Origin of the sequence: Methanosarcina vacuolata Z-761 (genome assembly GCF_000969905.1) — an archaeon.
Classification (GTDB): Archaea; Halobacteriota; Methanosarcinia; order Methanosarcinales; family Methanosarcinaceae; genus Methanosarcina; species Methanosarcina vacuolata.
The window spans coordinates 933,365-956,093 of sequence record NZ_CP009520.1 but is presented as its reverse complement, the minus strand read 5'-3'; the positions used below and the strand labels follow the sequence as shown (position 1 = coordinate 956,093).

19 protein-coding genes are annotated in these 22,729 nt (G+C 41.6%); 7 read left to right on the top strand and 12 right to left on the bottom strand.

From position 1 onward, the window contains the following. Positions 1-325 precede the first annotated feature (325 nt). Positions 326-1,558, top strand: a complete 1,233-nt coding sequence (locus MSVAZ_RS04085) for a methionine adenosyltransferase (RefSeq protein WP_048118394.1) — start codon at positions 326-328, stop codon at positions 1,556-1,558. Positions 1,559-1,612: 54 nt separating this feature from the next. Here the strand turns inward: MSVAZ_RS04085 and MSVAZ_RS04080 are convergent, their stop codons facing one another. Further along, positions 1,613-2,482 carry a geranylgeranylglycerol-phosphate geranylgeranyltransferase gene (locus MSVAZ_RS04080; protein ID WP_048118393.1) on the bottom strand — a complete coding sequence of 290 codons (870 nt, stop codon included), beginning with the start codon at positions 2,480-2,482 and terminating at the stop codon, positions 1,613-1,615. Between the two features lie 1,257 nt (positions 2,483-3,739). Here MSVAZ_RS04080 and MSVAZ_RS18695 point away from each other — a divergent pair. After that, complete coding sequence (locus tag MSVAZ_RS18695; protein WP_052727872.1) at positions 3,740-5,383, top strand: PGF-pre-PGF domain-containing protein; 1,644 nt, start codon at positions 3,740-3,742, stop codon at positions 5,381-5,383. Between the two features lie 241 nt (positions 5,384-5,624). Here the strand turns inward: MSVAZ_RS18695 and nadA are convergent, their stop codons facing one another. Continuing rightward, positions 5,625-6,539 (bottom strand): quinolinate synthase NadA, encoded by a 915-nt coding sequence (nadA, locus tag MSVAZ_RS04070; protein WP_048118390.1) that lies wholly within the window; start codon positions 6,537-6,539, stop codon positions 5,625-5,627. Positions 6,540-7,039: 500 nt separating this feature from the next. Further along, a complete protein-coding gene (locus tag MSVAZ_RS04065) occupies positions 7,040-7,855 on the bottom strand; it encodes an aspartate dehydrogenase (RefSeq protein WP_082091025.1) in 816 nt (271 codons plus the stop codon). A gap of 225 nt (positions 7,856-8,080) precedes the next feature. Between MSVAZ_RS04065 and nadC the strand changes: the two genes are divergently transcribed. From nadC to MSVAZ_RS04040, 5 genes are all read left to right on the top strand, one after another. After that, positions 8,081-8,905 carry a carboxylating nicotinate-nucleotide diphosphorylase gene (gene nadC / locus MSVAZ_RS04060; RefSeq protein WP_048118387.1) on the top strand — a complete coding sequence of 275 codons (825 nt, stop codon included), beginning with the start codon at positions 8,081-8,083 and terminating at the stop codon, positions 8,903-8,905. Positions 8,906-9,269: 364 nt separating this feature from the next. Continuing rightward, positions 9,270-10,475, top strand: coding sequence for an iron ABC transporter substrate-binding protein (locus tag MSVAZ_RS04055; RefSeq protein WP_048118386.1), 1,206 nt, complete (start codon positions 9,270-9,272; stop codon positions 10,473-10,475). A gap of 443 nt (positions 10,476-10,918) precedes the next feature. After that, positions 10,919-12,130 carry an iron ABC transporter substrate-binding protein gene (locus MSVAZ_RS04050; RefSeq protein WP_048118383.1) on the top strand — a complete coding sequence of 404 codons (1,212 nt, stop codon included), beginning with the start codon at positions 10,919-10,921 and terminating at the stop codon, positions 12,128-12,130. 18 nt (positions 12,131-12,148) lie between these two features. Continuing rightward, positions 12,149-13,219, top strand: a complete 1,071-nt coding sequence (locus tag MSVAZ_RS04045; protein WP_048118380.1) for a FecCD family ABC transporter permease — start codon at positions 12,149-12,151, stop codon at positions 13,217-13,219. Further along, positions 13,216-13,998, top strand: coding sequence for an ABC transporter ATP-binding protein (locus MSVAZ_RS04040; protein WP_048118377.1), 783 nt, complete (start codon positions 13,216-13,218; stop codon positions 13,996-13,998). The genes MSVAZ_RS04045 and MSVAZ_RS04040 overlap by 4 nt, the downstream gene beginning before the upstream one ends. A 160-nt stretch (positions 13,999-14,158) precedes the next feature. On the opposite strand, the gene MSVAZ_RS04035 is transcribed toward MSVAZ_RS04040, so the two are convergent. The 9 genes from MSVAZ_RS04035 to MSVAZ_RS18690 all read right to left on the bottom strand — a co-directional run bounded on the left by MSVAZ_RS04035 (position 14,159) and on the right by MSVAZ_RS18690 (position 22,593). Beyond that, positions 14,159-14,617: a 30S ribosomal protein S15 gene (locus MSVAZ_RS04035; RefSeq protein WP_048118374.1), complete on the bottom strand. Its 459-nt coding sequence runs from the start codon at positions 14,615-14,617 to the stop codon at positions 14,159-14,161. Positions 14,618-14,962: 345 nt separating this feature from the next. After that, complete coding sequence (locus MSVAZ_RS04030) at positions 14,963-16,264, bottom strand: hypothetical protein (protein WP_048118371.1); 1,302 nt, start codon at positions 16,262-16,264, stop codon at positions 14,963-14,965. Between the two features lie 283 nt (positions 16,265-16,547). Beyond that, complete coding sequence (locus tag MSVAZ_RS04025) at positions 16,548-17,189, bottom strand: DUF7285 family protein (protein ID WP_232316287.1); 642 nt, start codon at positions 17,187-17,189, stop codon at positions 16,548-16,550. Beyond that, a complete protein-coding gene (locus tag MSVAZ_RS04020) occupies positions 17,170-17,823 on the bottom strand; it encodes a hypothetical protein (RefSeq protein WP_198146788.1) in 654 nt (217 codons plus the stop codon). The genes MSVAZ_RS04025 and MSVAZ_RS04020 overlap by 20 nt, the downstream gene beginning before the upstream one ends. Positions 17,824-17,843: 20 nt before the next feature. Continuing rightward, on the bottom strand, positions 17,844-18,338 hold the full coding sequence (locus MSVAZ_RS04015; protein WP_052727871.1) for a hypothetical protein: 495 nt from the start codon (positions 18,336-18,338) through the stop codon (positions 17,844-17,846). A gap of 780 nt (positions 18,339-19,118) precedes the next feature. Then, a complete protein-coding gene (locus MSVAZ_RS04010; RefSeq protein ID WP_052727870.1) occupies positions 19,119-20,105 on the bottom strand; it encodes a COG1361 S-layer family protein in 987 nt (328 codons plus the stop codon). 1 nt (position 20,106) lies between these two features. Then, entirely contained in the window at positions 20,107-21,213 is a 1,107-nt protein-coding gene (locus tag MSVAZ_RS04005; RefSeq protein WP_048118365.1) for an ABC transporter permease, read from the bottom strand. Continuing rightward, positions 21,214-21,963, bottom strand: a complete 750-nt coding sequence (locus tag MSVAZ_RS04000) for an ABC transporter ATP-binding protein (protein ID WP_048118361.1) — start codon at positions 21,961-21,963, stop codon at positions 21,214-21,216. Between the two features lie 15 nt (positions 21,964-21,978). Beyond that, a complete protein-coding gene (locus MSVAZ_RS18690) occupies positions 21,979-22,593 on the bottom strand; it encodes a TetR/AcrR family transcriptional regulator (RefSeq protein WP_157206006.1) in 615 nt (204 codons plus the stop codon). Positions 22,594-22,729 lie beyond the last annotated feature (136 nt).

Genomic DNA, 22,729 nt, shown 5'->3' with positions numbered 1-22,729 from the left:
TAAAGGAATTATGCCTAAGGAAACCGTACTTTTTAAGAAATTGTGCTTTTTAAGAAATTGTACCTTTAAAGAAATCGTACCTTTAAAGAAATCGTACCTTTAAAGAAATCGTACCTTTAAAGAAATCGTACCTTTAAAGAAATCGTACCTTTAAAGAAATCGTACCTTTAAAGAAAATGCCTTTAAGGAAACTGCATTCAGGGAAACTGCATTTAAAGGAACTGTACCTATTTAAAATCAGCATGAAAATGCTGCCATCTGCAAGCACTTTCATAGGTTGTGCATCTTGTTCAAAGGATATCATATTCGTTTGGGGGGAAAGAGTTTGAGAAATATAGTTATAGACGAATTAAAAGCATCTGAAGTTTACCGCCAGAGAGTTGAAGTTGTTGAAAGAAAAGGGCTGGGGCATCCGGACTATATATGTGATGCCATAATGGAACAAATTTCGGTAAAGCTGAGCCAGAAGTACCTTGAGACTTTCGGGAGTATCCTGCACTACAATATAGACAAAGGCATGCTCGTTGCAGGGGAAGTGGAAGGAAAATTGGGAGGAGGCAGAGTTGTAAGCCCTATGAGACTTATCATCGGGGACAGGGCTACTTTTGAAGCGCAGGGGGTAGAAATCCATGTTCCTGAGCTTGCGGTCAGTACGGCGCAGCAATGGCTCCAGGATAATCTCCGCTTTGTAGACCCTGAGAATCTCATTTACCAGATCGAGTTAAAAAGAGGTTCTGCAGAACTTACGGACATCTTTAGCAGGGGAAAAGAGATCCTCGGGGCAAATGACACTTCCGCAGCAGTTGGATATGCTCCTCTAAGCCCCACTGAGAAACTTGTTTTCGAATGCGAGAGATTCCTGAACTCAAGAAAGTTCAAAAAGGAATATCCGGAGTCAGGAGAAGACGTAAAAGTTATGGGGCTCAGACACAGGGAAGATATGCACCTGACTGTTGCAATGCCGCTTGTGGATAGGTTTATTGAATCGGAAGAAGCGTACTTTAAGAAGAAAATTGAGTTGCACGACCGGATTGAGGAATTTACTGCCGGGTTTGCAGAAAAAGCAAGGGCTGAATTTGAGGGCTGCATGTGTCTGAAACCGACAGTTTCACTTAATACTCTGGACATTCCGGGTAGGGGGCTGCTGGGAATTTATACTACGGTAACCGGCACTTCTGCGGAAGATGCAGATGGTGGGCAGGTAGGGCGTGGAAACCGCGTAAACGGAATAATCCCGCTAAATCGTCCTGTTAGCAGTGAAGCTGCCGCAGGTAAAAATCCTGTAAGCCATACAGGAAAGGTTTACAATCTTCTTTCCCACAGGATTGCAGCGCGGATCTACAGTGAGGTGCCTGATATCTCCGAAGTTTATGTCTGGCTTTTGAGTGAAATTGGAACTCCAATCGACCAGCCTCAGATTGCAACTGCCCAGCTCGTTATGAAGAAGGGATCTGCGAGCGAGGTAGAAAAAGAAGTGGCTGAGGTAATAGAAAAAGAGCTTGAGAATATACAGGCCTTCTCCATGGAACTTGTTGCAGGAAAATGCCCTGTATGCTGAGAAAAGTTTGATCCGGGAAAAGTATTATCCGGGAAAAGTTTGATCCGGGAAAATTTATACCCCGGCAATAAAAGCAATGAGCGCAAAGAACATTGCGATCTTGAACATTTTTGAAGATTTCGCAGGATTGTTGCGAGCAAGAAGCTGATAGATCGCTGCAAGAAACCCAAGGTCTGCAAGAAGGACAAAGTAAAGATAATGCAAGCCAAGTACCGACAGAAGATAAGGAAGAGGGCTAAAAACTACGGCCAGTAACCCTATAAGCACTGCAAGGTAGCTTGCTTTTTTTGCTCCGACCCGAAGAGGTAAAGTATCTGCCCCTTCCATTTTATCGCCTTCCATATCCTCAATGTCCTTTACAATTTCCCGGGCAGTAATCGCAAGGGCTGCAAGCAGGAATAGCACAAAAAGGGCTTTGAGTCCTTCAAGTCCAAAAACCGAGGCTCCAAATAAAAAAGTAGAGCCGGTAAGGTAGCCTATGCTCAGATTTCCAAAAAGAGGAGTACCTTTGAGGGTTTTTGCGTAGAAGATTAACATTAGCGAATTAAATAAGGCAATAACCCCGCAAATGGGGTTGATTGAGAAAGCCAGAAGTGTCCCCAGGGCAAACAGGACATAAGAGAAATAAAGGGCTTCTTTTAAATTCATCCTGCCTGATGGAATAGGCCTATCAGGGCGATTGATTGAGTCTATCCTGACATCAAAATAGTCATTAATGGTATTTCCTGCGCCTGAAATCAAAAATACGACCAGGAATACAAGGCCTGATAAAAAGAACGGAAATTGTTCAGGGCTATAAGAACTGGGAGCATTAGAGGTCAGGATATTAAAAGCTATCAATGTTCCGATTACGGCTGCAAAACTTGCCATGAAGCAGTTTTCGTATCTCATAATCTCCAGATATGTGCGTACGCCTGCAGACATCACAACAAAGCAGTATTATAAAGTATTAAAGGTATCGGATTTTCTCGTCCGAGTTCCGTCACCCGAGCCCCTTCTCGGAAGGATGGTGCCCTTTTTGCTCACTTCGTTCGCTCAGAGGAATGATTTATTCAAGTTTTGTTTTGGGTTACGCGGCGGGAGTGTTTATGACTTTTTTAATAAAAGGCTTAACTGCGACCCTGTTGAAAAAAGGCTTAAGTAAAAACCCCTGGTAACATTTGAGTTTGGGACTCTTGTCCCAAAACCTAAAAGTGTCTGGGCCAGGGGAGGAGAAAAATGATCTGGTAACATTTGAGTTTGGGAATCTTGTCCCAAAACCCTATCCGGCGTGATAAACCGGCGCAACGGTTTGTGATAAATCGGCGCAACGGTTGCAGCACAGCGGTTTCGGTTCAAGACGTCTGATCTGATTGATCTCTTCTCAATAGGAGGACTCAAATTGTACTGAACTGGTCCCAAAACTCAAAATTACTTCTCTTAAGCCGTATTCAGAATAAACAATCGAGTTTTTTATCGTGGAAATTAGTTCCAAATTTCCTATTAATTTGGGAATAAAATTGATTTTGGGATGGAATCCATATGATATGTAACATAATTTTAGGAGTATATTTATCGAAAGGATAATATTAAGTAAAACAAAGTTTATTTCTTGCTGTTCTTCCCTTTGATATCTATTAAGTATTAGTCAGCCTCAAAATAACAGGCAGATGTAATCAATGTGATTCCTGACCTTTAAATCATGTTTTGCTTCTGCCATTACTAAGTTCAAAACATTGGCTTTGAACAAAGAATGTCTGAGACTAACAACTTTAGACTAACAACTTTAAACTAACAACTTTAAACTAACAACTTTAGACTAACAACTTTAAACTAACAACTTTAAACTAACAACTTTAAACTAACAACTTTAAACTAACAACTTTAAACTAACAACTTTAAACTAACAACTTATGGGAAAAATCTACGAAACAAGCTGTCTCAAAACTACATTTGATTCTACAAATAGAATAATGTGCTCTATTTCAAGGCAAACGCATACATGAATTTCAGAATAATTTTCGATATGAATTTAAAGTCAACAATTTAATTATCCAATTGTAGAAATGAGTCGAGTTTTGAGACAACCTGTAAAATAAATCCTTGGATATTGTTTCTATAAATTACATGGTTACTTGTCAATAACTTACTTGCATACCAGACATTTCTGCTTACAGACGTGTGGGTGGAGGCAAATAAAAAATGAAAGCCGGTTTTTGTAATTCACTATTTTATATAATGTTGATAATGCTAATAATCCTCGGAATGGCTCCCGGCATGGTACATGCTCTGGGGGACAACGAAAGCTCAGTCTCAGATAGTGGAAGTTCAGATACAGGAGATTCAGTCTCAGACAGTGGAAGTTCAGATTCAGGAGATTCAGTCTCAGACAGTGGAAGTTCAGACACGGATACTGGAGACTCAAACACAGACAAAGGGGATTCAGACTCTGTATCCGATAATGGAAGTTCAGATTCTGGATCTGATAATGGAAGTTCAGACTCTGGATCTGATAATGGAAGTTCAGATTCTGGATCCGATAACGGAAGTTCAGACTCTGGATCTGATAATGGAAGTTCAGATTCTGGATCCGATAACGGAAATTCAAGCACTGATCCGAATGATGGAGGTTCAGACTCCGGATCTGATAATGGAAGTTTAGACCCTGGATCTGATAACGGAAGTTTAGACCCTGGATCAGATAATGGAAGTTTAGACCCTGGATCTGATAACGGAAGTTTAGACCCTGGATCAGATAATGGAAGTTTAGACCCTGGATCAGATAATGAAAGTTCAGACCCTGGATCAGATAATGAAAGTTCGGATACAGGAGATTCGGTTTCAGATAATAAAAGTTCAGATACAGGAAATTCAGACTCCGGTGACGCAAACTCAGGCGAAAGTTCAGATAGTGGAAATTCAGGCACCAAAAACTCGGATACCGTAAGCTCAGATACAAGTTCGGATACTGGGAACTCAGACACCAAAAACTCGGATACCGTAAGCTCAGATACAAGTTCGGATACTCAAAACTCGGATAACACAAGTTCAGATAATGAAAGTTCAGGTACCGAAAGTTCGGATACTATAAGTGCAGATAACGAGAGTTCCGATACAGGAAATGATGACTCAAATTCTTCTAGCAATTCGGGTATGACTCTTGTTTCCAGTGAGCCCGCGACCAATATTGCTGTTAGGGAACTTGCCACCGAGAGTATCATAAGTGGATATCCTGTCCAATTCAATTTTGCAAAAAATGCTACATGCATCGTACAGATTGAATTTGACCCGAAAAAGACGTTCAGAAAAACAACAACAGTTGTAGAAGAACTTAAAAACAGATCTACCCTTGTCCCGACTTCTCCTGAAGGCACAGCATATAAATATGTGAATATCTGGGTAGGAGATCGTGGAGCAGGGCTGCCTACTTCCATTAAAAGTGGGTTTGTGGAGTTCAAGGTTGAGAAGGCATGGATCAAAGATAATAATATAAGTGAGGCTCAGGTAATCCTTCAAAGATATGATAATAACTGGCAGCCACTTTACACGGAAAAAGTTGGAGAAGACGAGAATTATATTTACTTTAAATCGGAAACTCCTGGATATTCCTTCTTTGCAATTACGGAATATACCGGGCAAAATATAATGAAAATCAGTGGGGCAGGAAAAATACAGGAAACCCTTAGAAACCTGGGAACCGAAGGAAGAGCAGTTCTTTACGGAAGTGCAGGAAATGAGAGCAGTATGATAAAGAATCCAATGGGAGCAGCCAGGATACTTATGGCAATTTCCTTACCGCTTTTCATGCTGCTTGTTGGATATGGCATATTTAAGAAAAAGATCTGAGAAAAATGTACGTTAGATGAAGTATGTGAGAAAAGAAGTATGTGAGAAATGAAGTATGTGAGAAATGAAGTATGTGAGAAATGAAGTATGTGAGAAATGAAGTATGTGAGAAATGAAGTATGTGAGAAATGAAGTATGTGAGAAATGAAGTATGTGAGATTCTCTTCTCACCTGCTTCTTACTATTTTTCGTATCATTGAAATTAAGTGAATCTCACATACAAGTTTAAAACACCTGATGTTTATCGAATTTTTACTGCGAGCATTCGATCAAGTGCTTCTTTTGCTTTGATCCTCACATCGTACGGGACAGTGACTATGTGCTGGACTTTTTCAAGAGAGACCAGGACTTTTTCAAGATTAACCATTTTCATGCTCGGACAGCAGGCAAATTCCGATATGCAGTAGTGTTTCTTTTCGGGAGCTGCCTTATGTAGCCCATGAAGGAGTCCGCATTCCGTACCTATAATGAACTCTTTTGCAGGAGAGTTTTTTGCATACATTATCATCCCTCGCGTGCTTGCTATATGGTCTGCAAGATCCAGAACCTCGGGGCGGCATTCGGGATGTGCAATAAACTTAGCTTCAGGATGTTTTTCCTTCATTTTGAGGACATCCTCTCTCAGGATCTGGTGGTGCGTTGGACAGTGCCCCTCCCAGGGAATAATTTTTTTGTCAGTCCTGGCTTCTACATAGGCAGCCAGGTTTTTATCAGGCACAAAAATAACCTCATCAGCTTCCAGGGAGTTTACCACCTCTACGGCATTTGCAGACGTACAGCAGATGTAAGATTCAGCTTTAATGGCAGCCGAGCTGTTGACATAGCAGACCACCACGGCATCAGGATGTTTTTCTTTTTCTCTCCTGAGACCTTCAATATCCACCATGTCTGCCATCGGGCAGGTGGCATCAATTTCGGGGAGGAGGACTGTTTTATCAGGACAGAGAATTGCAGCGCTTTCTCCCATAAAATGGACGCCGCAAAAAACAATGACATCAGCAGTCTGACGGACAGCTTCCTGGCTAAGGCCCAGTGAGTCTCCTACAAAATCTGCAATATCCTGAACCTCAGGACGGGAATAGTAATGAGCAAGAATAACTGCATTTCGTTTTATTTTGAGTTCTTTGATCCTTTTTATTAGCTCTGCTTGCTGCATGGGACCACCATAAGTTTTTGGAATAAAGTCCGGAAATAGGGATCCGGATATGAGATTGAAGATCAAGCTTAAAATAACCAGTTTAAATATAAGGTTTTAACAGGCGAATGAACGTAAAAAGAAGTGCAACGACGAAAATTCTATCCCGTGCGCTCTTTTTGCACACATGCCATTTGCTCCTGAGAGCTTACGTGCTTAACTCTCCCGCACTATATAATATTTGTGAATAATATTTGTGAGCTTCCGAGTTGCACCCGAGTCTTGCGACCCTTTTGAAAAAACTGCTTGCTCACAAGCCTTTTCAAAAAAGGCTTGAGCGAAAACGACCTGGTCGGACGACCTGGTTGGTATCGCCAAGTGGCGCCACTCTTGAGCTCAAGTGGACTAATTTAGAAGTAAAAATCTCTGCTCTTTCGCTTAATGAACCAGTAAGATATTGCATTATTTACTGTGTGAGTAAAATAGTGCAGTATATTAACTTTAAGTGTTTCGTTATTAATTCAGGTTCCGATCTGGACCGGGCTCAGGATCTTTTTCAGGGTGGAAATTGCAGAAAGGGCTGCAAGGTAACTGGTTTTCGGATTTTCCGGGGAGGGAAGGTTTTCGACTCTTGTGGAAAGTTTCCCGAATTCGCCTTCTACAGTTATCTCATGTACATTTCTGGACAGAGTAGGGTCAGCGATTACTCTTACTTTTGTCCGTTCAAAACCTATGCCTGCCAGGCTTATTGTGGCTGCAACATTGACATTTGCTGGAAAGGCTTTAACTGCTTCCGAGGCAGTCCCTTCAAAAAGCAGGGTTTCTTTTTCGATTGTTTCAAGCTTGATTCCCAGAGCTTCAACATGGGGAGCCCCTACAAGGCCCATAGGCGGTTTTCTGGTAGTAAGGGTAACTGATGATATTCCCGCTGCTGAGGCAGAGTTTATTCCATCGATACCAGCAACGGCGCCTGAAGGGAAATAGAGCTTGCAGTTATTCTGCTCTGCAAGTCTGAAGAGCCTTTCTCTGAGTTCTTCGTCCGCAAGAGCGCCTACACTCATAACCATGACATCGCGCCCAGCTTCAAGAGCCTGCGGTACTATTAACCTGACAGCTTTTTGAGAGGCACTTTCTATAACAAAGTCTACATTTTGCAGTAGTTCCTCAATCGTCATTGAAGCAGGACTGTACCTTTTCAGGGAGGCTGTAAGTTCCAGGACTTTGCTCTTAGAAGAGTCGGAGATAGCATACAACTCCGCGTTAATAACTCCTTTGTCAATAGCCTTGCAAATCTGTCCACCAATAAATCCGCAACCAATAACTCCTATTTTCAGCATTTCAGGCTCCTGTAAATGATCAATAAATCTTGATCTTTAGATTTTAGTACCCGGCTTTAAAAGCCTGAGGACCGGGGTACTGTATTTCTTTCCTTCTTTTAAAGCCTTCTGTTGAGATTATTGAGAATATTGAGATTATTGAGACTATTTTCTTAATGAGAGGAAAAACCAAAACGCCCGTACCTCTTATAAATCCGTCCAACATAAAATAGCAGGGTAAAAATCATGCTTATCAAAGAGGTTGAAAGCTTTATAGAAGAAGATCTGGGATACGATGATGTCTCGTGCACCATTGTACCTGACAAACCTGCAGAAGCTATTATTTTCACAAAGGAAGACTGTACTGTTGCGGGGATTAAAGAAGCCGAATCAATTTTTTGCTATCTTGGAATTCAGGCTGAAACCACTCTTAAAGACGGTGATCGCCTAAAAGAAGGGGAGATCATTTTCAGGGTAAAGGGAGGAGCAGTATCCATTCTCAGGGCAGAGAGATTGGCCCTTAATTTCCTCGGGCACCTTAGCGGGATTGCCACTCTTACCCGGGTATGCGTGGATACGGTAAGGAAGTATTCCGTGACTACAAGGGTGGCCTGCACCAGAAAAACCACTCCCGGTTTAAGGAAGTTCGAAAAGCTGGCTGTAGCTGCAGGCGGAGGAGACACTCACAGGTTTAACCTCTCTGACTCGGTTATGATTAAGGATAACCATGTCAAACTAATGGGAATAGAAGCCGCAATTGAGGCCGCAAAAAAAACCAGCTTCACCCGGAAAATAGAAGTCGAGGTCGAGTCTGTAGAACACGCTGTACTCGCTGCAGAACTTGGAGCTGATATTATAATGCTGGACAATATGAAGCCTGAAGCTATCCAAAAAACTCTCCAAACACTTAACAGAAAAGGGCTTCGAAACTCAGTTATTGTGGAGGCATCCGGAGGAATTTCCCAAGAAAACCTTGAAAGTTATGCAAAAACAGAAGTAGATGTCATCTCTATGGGCTCCCTTATCCATAAATCAAGATGGATAGATATGAGCCTGGAAATCGTAAAATAATAAACGAGTAATAGTAGTAATAATAATAATAATAATAATAATAATAATAATGATTTTTGTGTTAATTTTTAGTTTTATCCTATTTTTAGCTCCGTTTTACCTTATCAGTTTTAACGGAGTTAACCTTTTGCAGGTGTTAATTCCCCAGAAAACAGCCACTATCACAGTTTTTATTTTCATTCATTAAAAGAAAGCTGGTTCAAGTTACATCGTAAGTTTATCTTCAGCTGCTTAAAATGTCACGCTGCTTTAAATGTCACAATAACTCATCATTTTAGTGGATTTGTTGAAATTTAATAACAATTAAGAAAATTTAGTTAATTTTATGTAATACTTTTACTTTCTGAACTTAGAGGAAAGTAACATGAAATTTAATTATAGTAACAAATTATCTAAAGTTATTTTAATTGGAATACTCATTGCTGCCCTTATAGTGACTTCAGGGTGCACGAACAAATCCACATCTAGTGATAATGGATCGTCTCCATCAGAAACTTCGGGAGTTTCGGACGCTGATAAGGCAGCAGAATCTGGAGCGTTGACACTCAAGGACGGATTTGACAGGGAAGTTACCATACCTGAAAATGTGGAGCGGGTTGTTTGCTCGGGAGCCGGATGCCTGCGTTATCTTGTATACCTGCAGGCTCAGGACGATGTAGTAGGAGTTGATAGCTTAGAGAAAGAGGAAAGCGCGTTTGAAGGTCGTCCCTATGCCCTTGCAAACCCGCAGCTCAAAGATTATCCTCTTATTGGAGAATTCAGAGGCAAAGATGATCCTGAAAAGATAATTGCCATCAGCCCCCAGGTCATCCTGAAAACCGGGACAAGCGGCCAGTCGGCAGCAACCAATGGTGCTGATGCCGATACGCTTCAGAATAAAACTGGCATTCCTGTTGTCATGTTCCCTTACGGCTCTTTAAAGAACGAGGAACAGAAAGCCGAAATGTACAATTCACTCCGTATAATGGGTCAGGTAGTAGGCAAACAGGAAAGAGCAGAGGAAGTAATCAATTATATCAATGCTACAATGCAAGACCTGGAAAACAGGACTGCCGACATTCCGGAATCCGAAAGAAAGACTGCCTATATTGGTGGTGTGAGTATGGCTGGAGCTCATGGGATAATCTCAACGGAACCTGCTTATCCTCCATTCCTCTGGGTGAATGCAAATAATGTTGCAGCCGGAATGGGTGCAGATCATGCGGATATTGCCAAAGAAGCACTTGTAGACTGGGACCCAGAGTACATATTTATCGATATCGGCACTCTCCAGGTTGGTAACGAAGGAGCAATTGGAGAGCTTAAGAATGATACGTCTCTCTCAGGACTCTCGGCTGTAAAGAATAAAAAGGTCTATGGAGTGATTCCATACAACTACTACAGCACCAATTATGAGTCCGTACTTGCAAACGCTTATTTTGTAGGAAAAGTGCTCTATCCGGACAGGTTTGAAGATATCGATCCGGAAGCAAAAGCCGACGAAATTTATACATTCTTCCTTGGTAAACCTGTATTCTCTGAACTTAATGGACAGTACGACAACCTTGGGTTCAAATCAATTCCACTATGATTGAGGTATAAAAAAGTTCGTTTTACCAATCGATAGTTTCGAAAGATTACATGAAGTAATTTTTAGTTTCGGAGTCTGCTCAAAAATTACTTTATACAATTTTTAGATATTGCTAAATTATTTTTTATTTTATTTTGTTGTATTTTTATCTTATTTTTAAAATTTTAGTCCACTCTTTAGTTCTGATTTCATTGAATTAATTTTTCACGGAGTTAACATTTTAAAGTAATTGGTCTGCCAAAAAACAGCCATCATCATAGTTTTTCATTTTTAATAGTTAAAAGCAAGTCGATTAAAGTTACACCATAAGTTTATACTTATCTGGCTTAAAAAATCACAATAGCTCATTATTTTCAAAAAATTAGTTAGATTGGATATTAAATTAAGAGAATTTCGTTAATTTTATGTAATACTTTTACTCTTTGATCATAAAGGGATGTAACATGAAGGTTAATTATAGTAATAACATATATAAAATTATGTTTATAGGATTGCTCATTGCTGCCCTGGTAGTGGCTTCAGGATGTGCAGACAAGTCCTCATCTGATAAGGATCAGAACGGATCAGCTTCAGCAGAAGCTTCCGGAGTTTCAGGCGCCGACAAGGCAGCAGAATCTGGAGCGTTTACACTCACGGATGGGTTTGGCAGGGAAGTCACCATACCTGAAAATGTCACCAGGGTTGTTTGCTCAGGAGCCGGGTGCCTGCGTTACCTCGTATACCTGCAGGCTCAGGATGACGTAGTAGGGGTTGACAGCATGGAAAAAAAGGAAAACAAAAACGAGGGTCGCCCCTATGTATATGCGAATCCCCAGCTCAAAAACTATCCTCTGATTGGAGAGGCCAGGGGTAAAGACGACCCTGAGAAAATCATTGAAGTTAACCCTCAGGTTATCCTGAAATCCAGTATGATTGGACAGGCAGCAGCACCTACTGCCACTGAAGCCGAAGTCCTTCAGGACAAAACCGGTATCCCTGTGGTCTCATTCCCTTACGGGTCTTTGAATAATGAGACACAGAAAGCCGAAGTGTACAGCTCTCTGAGGATAATGGGCAAGGCAGTAGGCAAACAGGAAAGAGCAGAGGAAGTAATCAATTATATCAATGCTACGATGCAGGATCTTGAAAACAGGACTGCCGACATTCCGGAATCTGAAAGAAAAACTGCCTATATTGGCGGGGTCGGTATGGCTGGAGCTCATGGAATAATCGCTACAGAACCTGCTTACGCACCATTCCTCTGGGTGAATGCAAAGAATGTCGCAGCCGGAATGGGCACAGAGCATGCGGATATTGCTAAGGAGGCACTCATAGACTGGGATCCCGAGTATATATTTATCGATGTTGGTACCCTCCAGCTTGGTAACGAAGGTGCAATTGGAGAACTGAAGAATGATACATCCCTTGCAGGACTCTCGGCTGTGAAAAATAAAAAAGTCTATGGAGTAATCCCTTATAATTTCTACAGCACCAACTATGAGTCCGTACTTGCAGACGCTTATTTTATCGGGAAAGTGCTCTATCCGGACAGGTTTGAAGATATCGATCCGGAAGCAAAAGCTGACGAAATATACACTTTCTTCGTTGGTAAACCTGTATTTTCAGATCTTAACGGAAATTACAGTAATATGGGCTTTAAACAAATTCTGCAATAAGATGGAGGGTATAAAAAGGTGCATTTTGCCAAAGGGGCAGTTCCAGAAGATTATCTTGTGTACATACGCAGAAAATACTTCTGGCTAATGGGGGGGCTTCTGTTCCTCTTCATTATGCTTATTTACTCGATCTCGGTAGGAGAAGTGACAATACCACCTAATGAAGTGCTGCAAACCATAACGGGACACAGCGTTTCTACAAAATGGGATTTAATTATCTGGAACATCCGGCTCCCTCAAGCTCTGGCTGCAATAGTTGCAGGAGCCGGGCTCTCGGTTGCAGGGGTTGCAATGCAGTCTATACTGCGTAATCCCATTGCATCTCCTTTCACGCTTGGAATTTCAAATGCCGGTGCTTTCGGAGCTGCAGTGTCTGTTGTGGTCCTCGGTACCGGAAAAATGCAGTCCACAGTTGCAAATGCTGTGACAATCAACAACCCTTACCTGACAACAACGGTAGCTCTTTTCTTTTGCCTTCTTGCGACAGGAGTGATCCTGCTAATCTCGAGCATACGGGGGGCTTCGCCCGAGGTAATGGTACTTGCAGGAGTTGCGCTTTCTTCCCTCTTTACCGCAGGCACGGCATTCCTCCAGTACTTTGCTGACGATACCCAGCTTGCAGCAGTCGTTTTCTGGACTTTTGGCGATGTCGGAAGAGTAACCTGGACGGAACTTGAGATAATGGCTGGCGTTGTGTTGCTTGCAGTTATATTCTTCGTTGCCAATTGCTGGAACTATAATGCCATAGATGCAGGCGATGAGACCGCAAAGGGTCTCGGTGTCAATGTGGAAAGGACAAGGTTAGTAGGCATGGTAATCGCAGCCCTGGTCTCGGCAGTGATTGTTGCATTTCTTGGGGTTATAGGGTTTATAGGGCTGGTCTGTCCTCATATGGTCAGAAGGGTCATAGGGGATGACCAGCGTTACCTGATACCTGGCTCTACTCTGTTTGGAGGAATCCTGCTTCTGGCATCAGACACGGCGGCAAGGCTTATAATATCACCATATGTGCTTCCCGTATCTATTCTTACTGCTTTCATGGGAGCACCGGTTTTCATATACTTACTTCTTAAGGGGTACAAACGATGATACTTTCAGTAGAGGAACTTGAATTTTTGTATCGAAACCGTAAAATTCTCCATGAAATAGCTTTTTCCATCGAGGAAGGAGAAATTGTAGCAATCCTTGGGCCCAATGGGGTTGGTAAGACTACACTTTTAAAATGTCTTAACAAAATTCTCCGCCCAAAAGGGGGAACAGTTCATCTTGATGGAAATAACCTTTTTGACCTAGGAACAATGGAGATCGCACGCCTTGTTGGGTATGTTCCCCAGCGGGTGGAAACAGGAAGGCTGACAGCTTTTGATGCAGTCCTGCTTGGAAGACGGCCCCATATCAAGTGGGACGTTACCGTAAAAGACCTTCAAATAGTCGATTCTGTCTTCAAGTTACTTTCCATGGAAAAACTCCGCCTTTCATATATCGATGAAATGAGCGGCGGAGAACTCCAGAAGGTCGCAATTGCACGTTCACTCGTACAGGAGCCAAAAGTCCTCCTCCTTGACGAACCTACAAGCAGCCTTGATATGAAAAATCAGGTTGAGATTCTGGCCATTATCAGGCAGATTGTCCTTGAGCACAGAATTGCAGCCATAATGACAATGCATGACCTTAACCAGGCCCTCAGGTACGCAGACCGGTTTATTTTCATGAAGGAGGGAAAAGTCCACGCGCAAGGGGGCGCCGAGGTAATTACACCTAAGGTGATCGAGGAAGTGTATGGCTTGCCTGTAATTATCGGGGAGATTGCAGGTATGCGCTGTGTGGTTCCTGGAAGCCCTGAAGTAGCACTTGTACATAACCTGTAAAAACCAGCAACAAGTAAGGAATTCTTTCAAGAATGAGTATATAACAATTTCAAAAGTAGTCCGAAAGAATAAGGTCAGAGAAAAAAGTAAAAGTAGATTTTAAAATAGCGGTGCGGTTTGCCAGAGAGGCAAAACCGACCAGAGAAAGATTTCCAGGTTTTTACCTGGTAATCATCATTTCTGCAGTTTCAGGTTTGTAGAACCAGTCTCTCGGAAGTACCTTTTCCTGCTGGTAGTACTTAACAAGCCTTCTGATCTTGGATTCAGTAAGGTTAAGGGCACGCTTGTTGTGGACGTCTTTCTTGTTAACAGAAAGGTGCTTCCTGAGCCTCAGGGCTTTCACAATCAGATTGGTAAGGTCTTCCGGAACGTTTGGAAGAGCATTGTTCTCCTTAAGAATGGCTGTGATCTTCTTACCTGTGACAAGCTTGGCATCAGGAACCCCGTAACGGTCCCTTAAAGTCATCCCGATTTCGGAAGTAGAGACACCCTGTTTCCAGAGGTCAAGAGTGATTGTAGTAACTTCTTCTGCGCTGATCTTGCACCACTCAGGCGGCTCGGTTCTGATTGGCCTGGTGGAAGCAGACTTGCCTTTTCTTTTGGTATGCATTTTTGCCATAATAATTCTCCTGATATCAATTGATCGATGCCCTGAAGAGGACTCTTCGGGCTGAAGTTATATCTTTACCGACTATAACGGACCAACACATCGATCGGGAGATTTAATCCGCCACAGCAAACTGCTGCGTGGCTTTTCAGGAATCCCTGAAAAAGCGTAAGTTTTTCGGTAAAAACATCACTAGAGAACGCACCATAACATATATATTTTGTGTTGGGTAGGGAAGCGTCTGTCTCCTTTCAGATTGAAAAGTTTCAGTGGTAAACGCTTTCCATAAGTACGTTTTATCTGAGTATATATCCAGGTTCTATATCCAGGTTCTATATCCAAGTTCTATATCCAGGTTCATGAATTAGAGTTCCAGAAGCTCAAAACTATTCGCGCCCCACCCGGATTTATCTGCCTGTAAACAGACTCGACATGCGCATCGCGAAGGGCTCGGGCTTCTGAAAGGTTTTCAGCTTCAAGAACGGAATAAACCGTTTCGTTGACCTCACTTGAGAATTCACCTTCAAGCTCGCTCCGGATTTCACTTTTTATATACTCTGTCGTCATGTCTTCAAGTAAAGATAACTCGGCTGTTGATGTATTTTCAGAAAAAGCCCCGGAATTAATTGGGAACCCGGCTTCAAGTAAATCCAAAAAATATACCGCAAAAGCTTCTCCTCCGTACTTTCTCTCTACAGGATTTTCAGAAACTCCATAGATAAGGGTCTGGAAAGATTCCTCATTTTCCTCCCCAAATCCCGCCCCAAAATAATCCGATGGGAAGAGCAGCTCGGTAAGTACCTCTGCACCTTCGAGGGCTGCTGCGTCAAGTGAAGCATTAAAAGCCTGAAAGAGTATCTTGCTGGCTTCTTCATCTGAAGAGTTCAGAGAAGCTTCAAGTACTGAGTCATTAACAGAAGCAAGCAGAACAGCTTTTGAAGGAGGGCTGGAATAAAGGGGCATGGAAAGCTTTGTACTTTGTCGGATTGCATTTGCAGGAGGCTCTTCACCAATAATAAGCTCGCTTTGTACAGGAAAAGCTTCCACAGGATGCCAGTAAGCCTCAAACCTGTAGGAAAACCTTCCCGCGGCTTTCTGATCTATATATGCTGAAATGAACTCCTTGTTTCTGGAAGAATAGTCTGCAGCAAGAGGATTCAGGAAAACTAAAGAGTCATTATTCGAGATCGCAAGGGAAAGGGAAAGATATTCCGCAACCAGGTCAGCAAACGTCCTGTGTTTCTGCTCTTTCCCGAAGAGGGCGTGAGAAGAATTGTCCACAACTGAGTTTTCAGGTATTGATATATTAAGAGCTTCAAGAGGGGAAATCTCGTATTCGAAATTCTCAAGTTTACAGGAAAGCAGTGACTCAAGCAGATAAACGTCAAGTTCCGAAGAAGTGACATACCCGGCTGCATAATATTGCTTTTCTGCCTGCATGGAAGGTATTAGCAAGATACCTGCAAGTGAAATCAGGACAAGCAGAAAAAGAGCGTCAAAAACCGTGAAATAACCTGAACATTCCGCAGTCATCTTGCCTTTTTTCTTTGTGAATTGCCAGGGGATTTCAGGAACTATTGGATATCTTACTTTATTCTGCTCTCTTATTCTTAATTCCCTTCTTCTCTTTATGGGATCTCCGGTTATCTTCTCTTTCATGCAATTTCTCACTTTCATGCAATTTCTCTCACTTTCATGCAATTTTTCTCACTTTCATGCCAGATTTCTCATTTTCAGGTTCACGCTAATTTCCATCCAGCTTTTTGAGTTTTCACGCATTTTTTCGACCTTCCATGCGATTTTTCAATTTCCATGTACCTTTTCAAATTTTTATATGGCTCTTAAATTTCGATGTAATTTTTCTAACTTCTCTCCGGCTCTTTAATTTCGATGTAATTTTTCTAACTTCTCTCCGGCTTTTCCCATTTACTGACCTTCTTTTTCAGTTCCATTCTGTCTTATAAATCACCACAGTAAGGGTTCCGGGGACCGATTCGGCAGGATTCAGTTTGATAACAACGGGCACAGAAGCTGCAACTTTTTCCAGGCCGTCGGCAAAAGCATCAGGTTCGGCATCATCTGGTTTGATCTGCCAGTGCCACTGGCCGTCTCCTGTCCGGACTTCAACCAGAAATCGGTAATTCCTGGAAAAAGCTGCAAAAAGCCTTTCTCTTTCGTTAGCTCCATTCGGGCCCGAAAATGTGTCAAGTGAAGCTGCCGAAAGCAAGCCTGTGCTTTCCGCTTCCAGAGCAGGAGCATCTGCCAGGTTTTCAGCAATAAGAGACGCGGTCTCGTAATTTTCAAGAGCAAATGAACGGTCTTCGTATCCGAGGTAGGTCTGTGACATCAGGGCTGCGAAAACCATAAAACCTATCACTGCAAGGGCTACGGAGAGTAGATCGGTATGAGGTTCAAGCACTCCACGTTCGTCCCTGGACATTAACGCACATGTTTTTTTCACAAGTTTTAAGGCAGCTTCGAGCCGGGCTGTGTCTTTGAGCCGAGCTGTAGCTGTGAGCTGTTTTTTGAGTAGAGCTTCAAGCAGATCACCGTTAAACAGAGAGTCATTGATAAACAAGGACACAGCCAAAAGCAGAGACCCCCTCCTCATCTTTCATATAAATGAATTCTTTCTTTAATGAAATATTTTCATCCGGGTTCAGGACTTCTTCTTCGGCCCCCAATTTCTGGAGGAAAGCCCTAATTTCAGAATAATCGACTGTAAGAGGAGTTTCCTCGTTGCCTGGAGCTCCAAATTCCTCACTGAGTTTTTCGTGCAGGATAGATTCGTTAAGAGGCAAAACCCTGAAGGCGAAGGGTTTTACAGCCCTGAAACTCCGTTCTCCTGACTCGGCTTCCAGACAGACATATTCTCCAGAAATCCGTACTTTTATATCTCCCGCAAAAGGCAAATCCCTAAAAATTTCCTGTTCACTGAAACAATAGGAAGATTCGCGAAATTCATCTTGAGACCCGCTCTGAAATTTCTCCTGAAACCCTTGTTGAGTTTCGGCCTGGGAATTGCTCGATCCGACCTCATCTACTGCAGTTTTAAAGTCCAGAGCAAGAAAATCAAGCTTTTCCCGGGTTTCAAACCCCTTGAAACTGGCAATCAGATTAAAAAGTGCCGCAAAAAGGACAACGCTTGCAAGAATTAGAGCCGCTTTTGAAATCAAGAAATCGGCCCATGCAGAGTCATCGCGAGCAAAATCCCTCACAGCAGATCTTCTCCTATGCATTAAATTTTATTAAGAGTAATATTCTCAGAAATAATTACGAATAGCCTTCCGAATTTTGGTTCGAGTTTTGTTGAGAGCGAGAGCCTGTGCCTGCCTGAACCAAGGAATACGGGACCGTTAAGTTCAGGGTTTGAGAAAGAGGCACATGAATAATAGAAAGTGCTTTTCTCCCCTGTGTGGACGCAGTAATCGTTAGCATCCGCAGGCCATTTGTCCTGCCTGCCAGGGAGAGCCCCAAAATCCACACTTACGCCTTCAGGCAGCCTGAGCTCCAGGGAAACTTCACTTCCTTCCCCACGCAAGGAGAGCTGTTCGGCAGCAGCCGTAAGCCTGGAAATCTCATCCAGAGCTGCTTTTTCCTTTGCTTCGTCCAGAAAATCATAAAGATAACCGAAGGAGAGGAGTAAAATCACAGCAAAAAGGATGCCTGAGACTGTCAGCCTGAAAGGAAGCGAAACAACTGCGGATTCGTCAGTTTCAATCGAACGAGGCAAAAATGGATCTTGATTGACCGTAAATTATCCTCCTAACCCAAAATACGGAAAACTTTGAATGATGTGAATAATGAACTTAGTCGGGCAGAGTATAAAAAATTTATTACTGTATACGATTAATAATTACTGTATACGATTAACAAATAGGAACCTCTGAGACTGCAAAAATTAATTCCTGCAACATTAAAATAGCTCAATAATTGGCAAGAACCATAGCATTAGATATGAAGTAATCAGTAAGATAGTTACTGAATAATAATTATCAATAGTTTTTTATACTATTTGTCCTATGTAAATCTGGCGGGTCGACTGATCTACTGTTACACAAAGAAATTTTCCTCCTTTATTTCCTCCTTTAATTTCCCCAACTGTAAATAATAAACACTCCACCAGATCCTCCTTATCGGCCTGCCAATCCTCCTTTTTATCTAGAAAATAGCTAGATTTTACTTGAAAAGTTTTTAGGCTTTTCGTTGGTTTGTGTGGATATTCTCATAATATTCTCATAAAAACCAATGGGTCTTGAAGTGAAAATTATATTTATCCATAGAGAATGACGAAGAGCCAGTTTCCTCTAGTTTCAGGCAATTTTGGTTCAGGCAATTTTGGTTCAGGCAATTTAGGCAGTTTTTGATATTCTGCAATACAGAATTAAAATTAAAAATAAGAAAGTTGGAGTTTTTTTGTGTTCAATCAAGTGAAGAACTAAGCAAAAACCCTCAACTGGAGTTTAAAACAATTCACTCAAATTGCAAGAGTGGTCCTGAGGACTACCTTATATTAAATCCATCCAAAAAGTTTCTCGAAGAATCCAGCTTCCTTGACTTCTACCGGAGCCTGAAGGATGGCGGTATACTTAATGTCACCTTCTGGAGTTTCGTATTTTAATACAGTGTCAATTCCATATTCCTTGGGCACAGCTTCGCTATCTGCTTTAATTTTAATCTTTGCAACAGCCGTGCTGCCAGGTGCTATAGTGGATAGGAATGCCGCACTATCGGTTGTGCTCAGAGGATCAGCTGGATTAATTATCGCTTTAACGTTTTTTGCCTCTTCTTCACCTGTGTTTTTAATAGTTATATCAATCATGTTCTCCCCACCTGGAGAAAGACTGCCTGTAGTGTTTACAATCTCAAAATCAGCCTGATCATTCACCTTAATCTTTAATGTCAGATTCTGATCCATTATTCCATACCAGCGATTCGCGTCATAGGTCTGAGCGGTTACATCCGGATTCATAATTTGCACGTTTTTCTGGTAATCGTAGGAAAGATTCAGGTAAAGGTTGTATTCCCCAGCCTTTGCTTTTTTATCGATTTTTATATCAAATTTTGCTGGTGTCAGTGAATTTTCTCCACTTTTTATGGAGCCGATCTCCTGGCTGACTGACTTGACCTCAATCGGACTGCCAGGATCTGTTGAAAGAGAAGCTACTACGTTTGTAGCGTCCACTATACTGCTTTCCAGTTTCATTTCAGTCTGGGCAGCATAGATTTCATCTGAATCGTAAGGAGTTTTGTCATTCTTGAATCCTAATAATTTGCCTTTGTTCATTAAATTAATATTCAAAGTAGCCGTTTGACCTCTATCAAAATCATTACTTCCAATAATGTTGGCGTTAAGATCAGGACTACCGTTTACAGTATAGTAATTTTTTCCAAGATCAAAACTTTGGGGGATATTGTAATTATCCGGAGAATTGGAAGCGCCTTCTGCGCATGATATCATAGCAATCAATAGAAGAGAGATTATTATAACTTCTTTCATTTTATGCTTCCCTCCTGAATAGATGGACACCTAAAGTAAAAGTAACAACTGCAAACAAAGAGAGTATCATCAAATCGTTAGATATAGCGTTCAAACCCTGACCCTTGATCATAATAGTACGCATAGCATCGATTGCATAAGTCAGAGGCAAGCAATAAGCTATATAACGCATCCAGTCAGGAACCGAACTCAAGGGAAAAAACACACCTGTGACAAACATGGATGGCATAGTAACCAGCATGTTTAATTGAAAGAAAGATTCCATATCTTCTACTCTTGAAGACATGACTATCCCCATCCCTACGCCACCGAGAGTGAAAACAATAAGCACCAGTGAAATCAGAAGCCAGCTACCATTCATATTGAATCCCAATAGAATATATGCTGCAAGTATCAAGATAACTGCTCTGCCTAATTGCAATATTAGCTGATATATCGTCTTCCCGAGAATTACAGATCTCTTACTAATAGGCGTCATCAGCATACGAATAAGTGTACCATCTTCTTTTTCTCCTGCAATTGCAGAACCCGTGGTTGCTACAGAACCCATAAACACTGTAAGAGCTATAACACCTGGTATGAGGAAGTCCAGATATTCCAGATTACCGTAAACATTGGGAATGTTTAAAGAGACTGACCCTGTTTTCGCCAGCAACTGTTTCATAAAGTTGATAATTGTGCTACTTGTGGTAGTGTCTGATGTGTCAGTCAGAAGCGTCAAGTTTGTACTCTCATTTTTGACTATGCTATCACTATAATCAGGAGGAATAAGCAGAACGCCTTTATACATTCCAGCGTCTATTTTACTCTCAGCCTCTGATTGCGACATATCCTTAGTGTAGGTCACCGAAAACATTGGATTTCCATCGTATTTGCCAGTATAGCTTCCGATTTCCTGAACAAGGGAATTTGAGACTCTGCCTGTATCATCATTGACTATAAGGATGGGAGCATTTTTGACTGTTCCACCCATACCATAGCCAAAAAAGACTATCATGATTATAGGGAATAAAACCAGAGGAATTATGAGCGCCTTTTTTCGGGAAAGTATTTTGAATTCTTTTTTCGCTACTATTAATGAATCCCTTAGCTCAGTTTTTATTGTCATTTAATCACGTACCTTTTCTCCTGTAAAGTGTACAAACACTTCTTCCAGATTTGTACTCCCTGTAGTTTCTTTTAAACGTTCGGGGTTATCAAGAGCTACCATTTTGCCGGAGTCCATTACAGCAACCCTATCACATAGATTGTCCGCCTCTTCCATGTAATGAGTTGTAAAAACCAGAGTTTTCCCTTCTTCGTTGAATTTCCTAGCGAGTTTCCAGATCACATTTCTTGTCTGGGGGTCAAGACCGGTTGAAGGTTCATCCCAGAATAGAATCTGAGGGTCATGCAACACTGCGGCGATTACTGATAAGCGCTGTTTCATACCACCAGAAAAGCCTCCAGTAAAGCGGTCAGCACTAGCTTCGAGCCCTACAAGCTTCAGATAGTAATCGATTTTTTCTTCCATGACCTGTTTTGGAACATTGTAAAGGTTCCCCATGAGTTCCAGGTTTTCTCTGGCTGTAAGGAGTGGGTAAAGGCTGAGCTTCTGTGGAACTATGCCTATAAGCGGTCTTATTTTGTAGTCCTGTTTTTCAACATCAAAGCCAGCAACTCTTATACTGCCACTTGTGGGCTTTATTAACGTGGTAAGCATGGAAAACGTAGTTGATTTGCCAGCTCCATTTGGTCCTATCATACCGAAAATTTCTCCTTTGAATACATCAAAGCTGACATCGTTCACTGCGATTATTTTCCTCCCTCGTGAATGAAAAACTTTGACAAGATTTTTGACCTCAATAATCGGTTCCATTTTCTCACCTGTTTTTCAGTTTTCTTCATCCTTCAGGATACCTTTAGTGAATATGTCAATAAACCGTTCAATTTCCTCATTATAATCACCCAACAAACTGTCACCAAATACTTCTCTTAGTAAAGATGTATAAACAAAATAACTGACAAAAGTTATTGCTGCAGACCTGGAATTTATAGTCCGCATTTTTCCGTTTTTTATTTGCAAATCAAAGTATTCGCTCAAAGGCTTGATATTCATTTGAAGAAACGATAATAGAGCTTCAGAGACTTCGGGCCTCCGTCTTCCTTCTTCAAATAGCATAAACATAAACATCCGGCGTTTGCTATCCTTCTTTTTATCTTTCATAGCTTTTGCAATATTTTTCCCTAAAATCCGAAGCTCTGTCTCAAGGTCTGCATCTTTTTCGTTCTGGAATATATGGAATAACTCCTCCAGCGATGAAAAAACAGTTCGGTTATTGATTAACACCTCTTTCAGCAGGTTTTCTTTTGACTTGAATTTTCGGAACAAAGTTACCTCGGCAACGTTTGCCTCTTCAGCGATTTTTCGTGTAGTCGCACCCGTGTATCCTTCACTGGCGAATACTCTCAAAGCTGCGTCTAAGATTCTTTGTTCTGTATCTTCCATGTAAGTAAGCAATTACTTACTTTCATTTAAAGATATTGCTATATCTACTAGATATAAACTTGCTGAAAGTAAAAATCAAGGTATGAATTGAAGATATGAACAAACTGGATGCTCAAAAACAGACTTTTAAAATTAT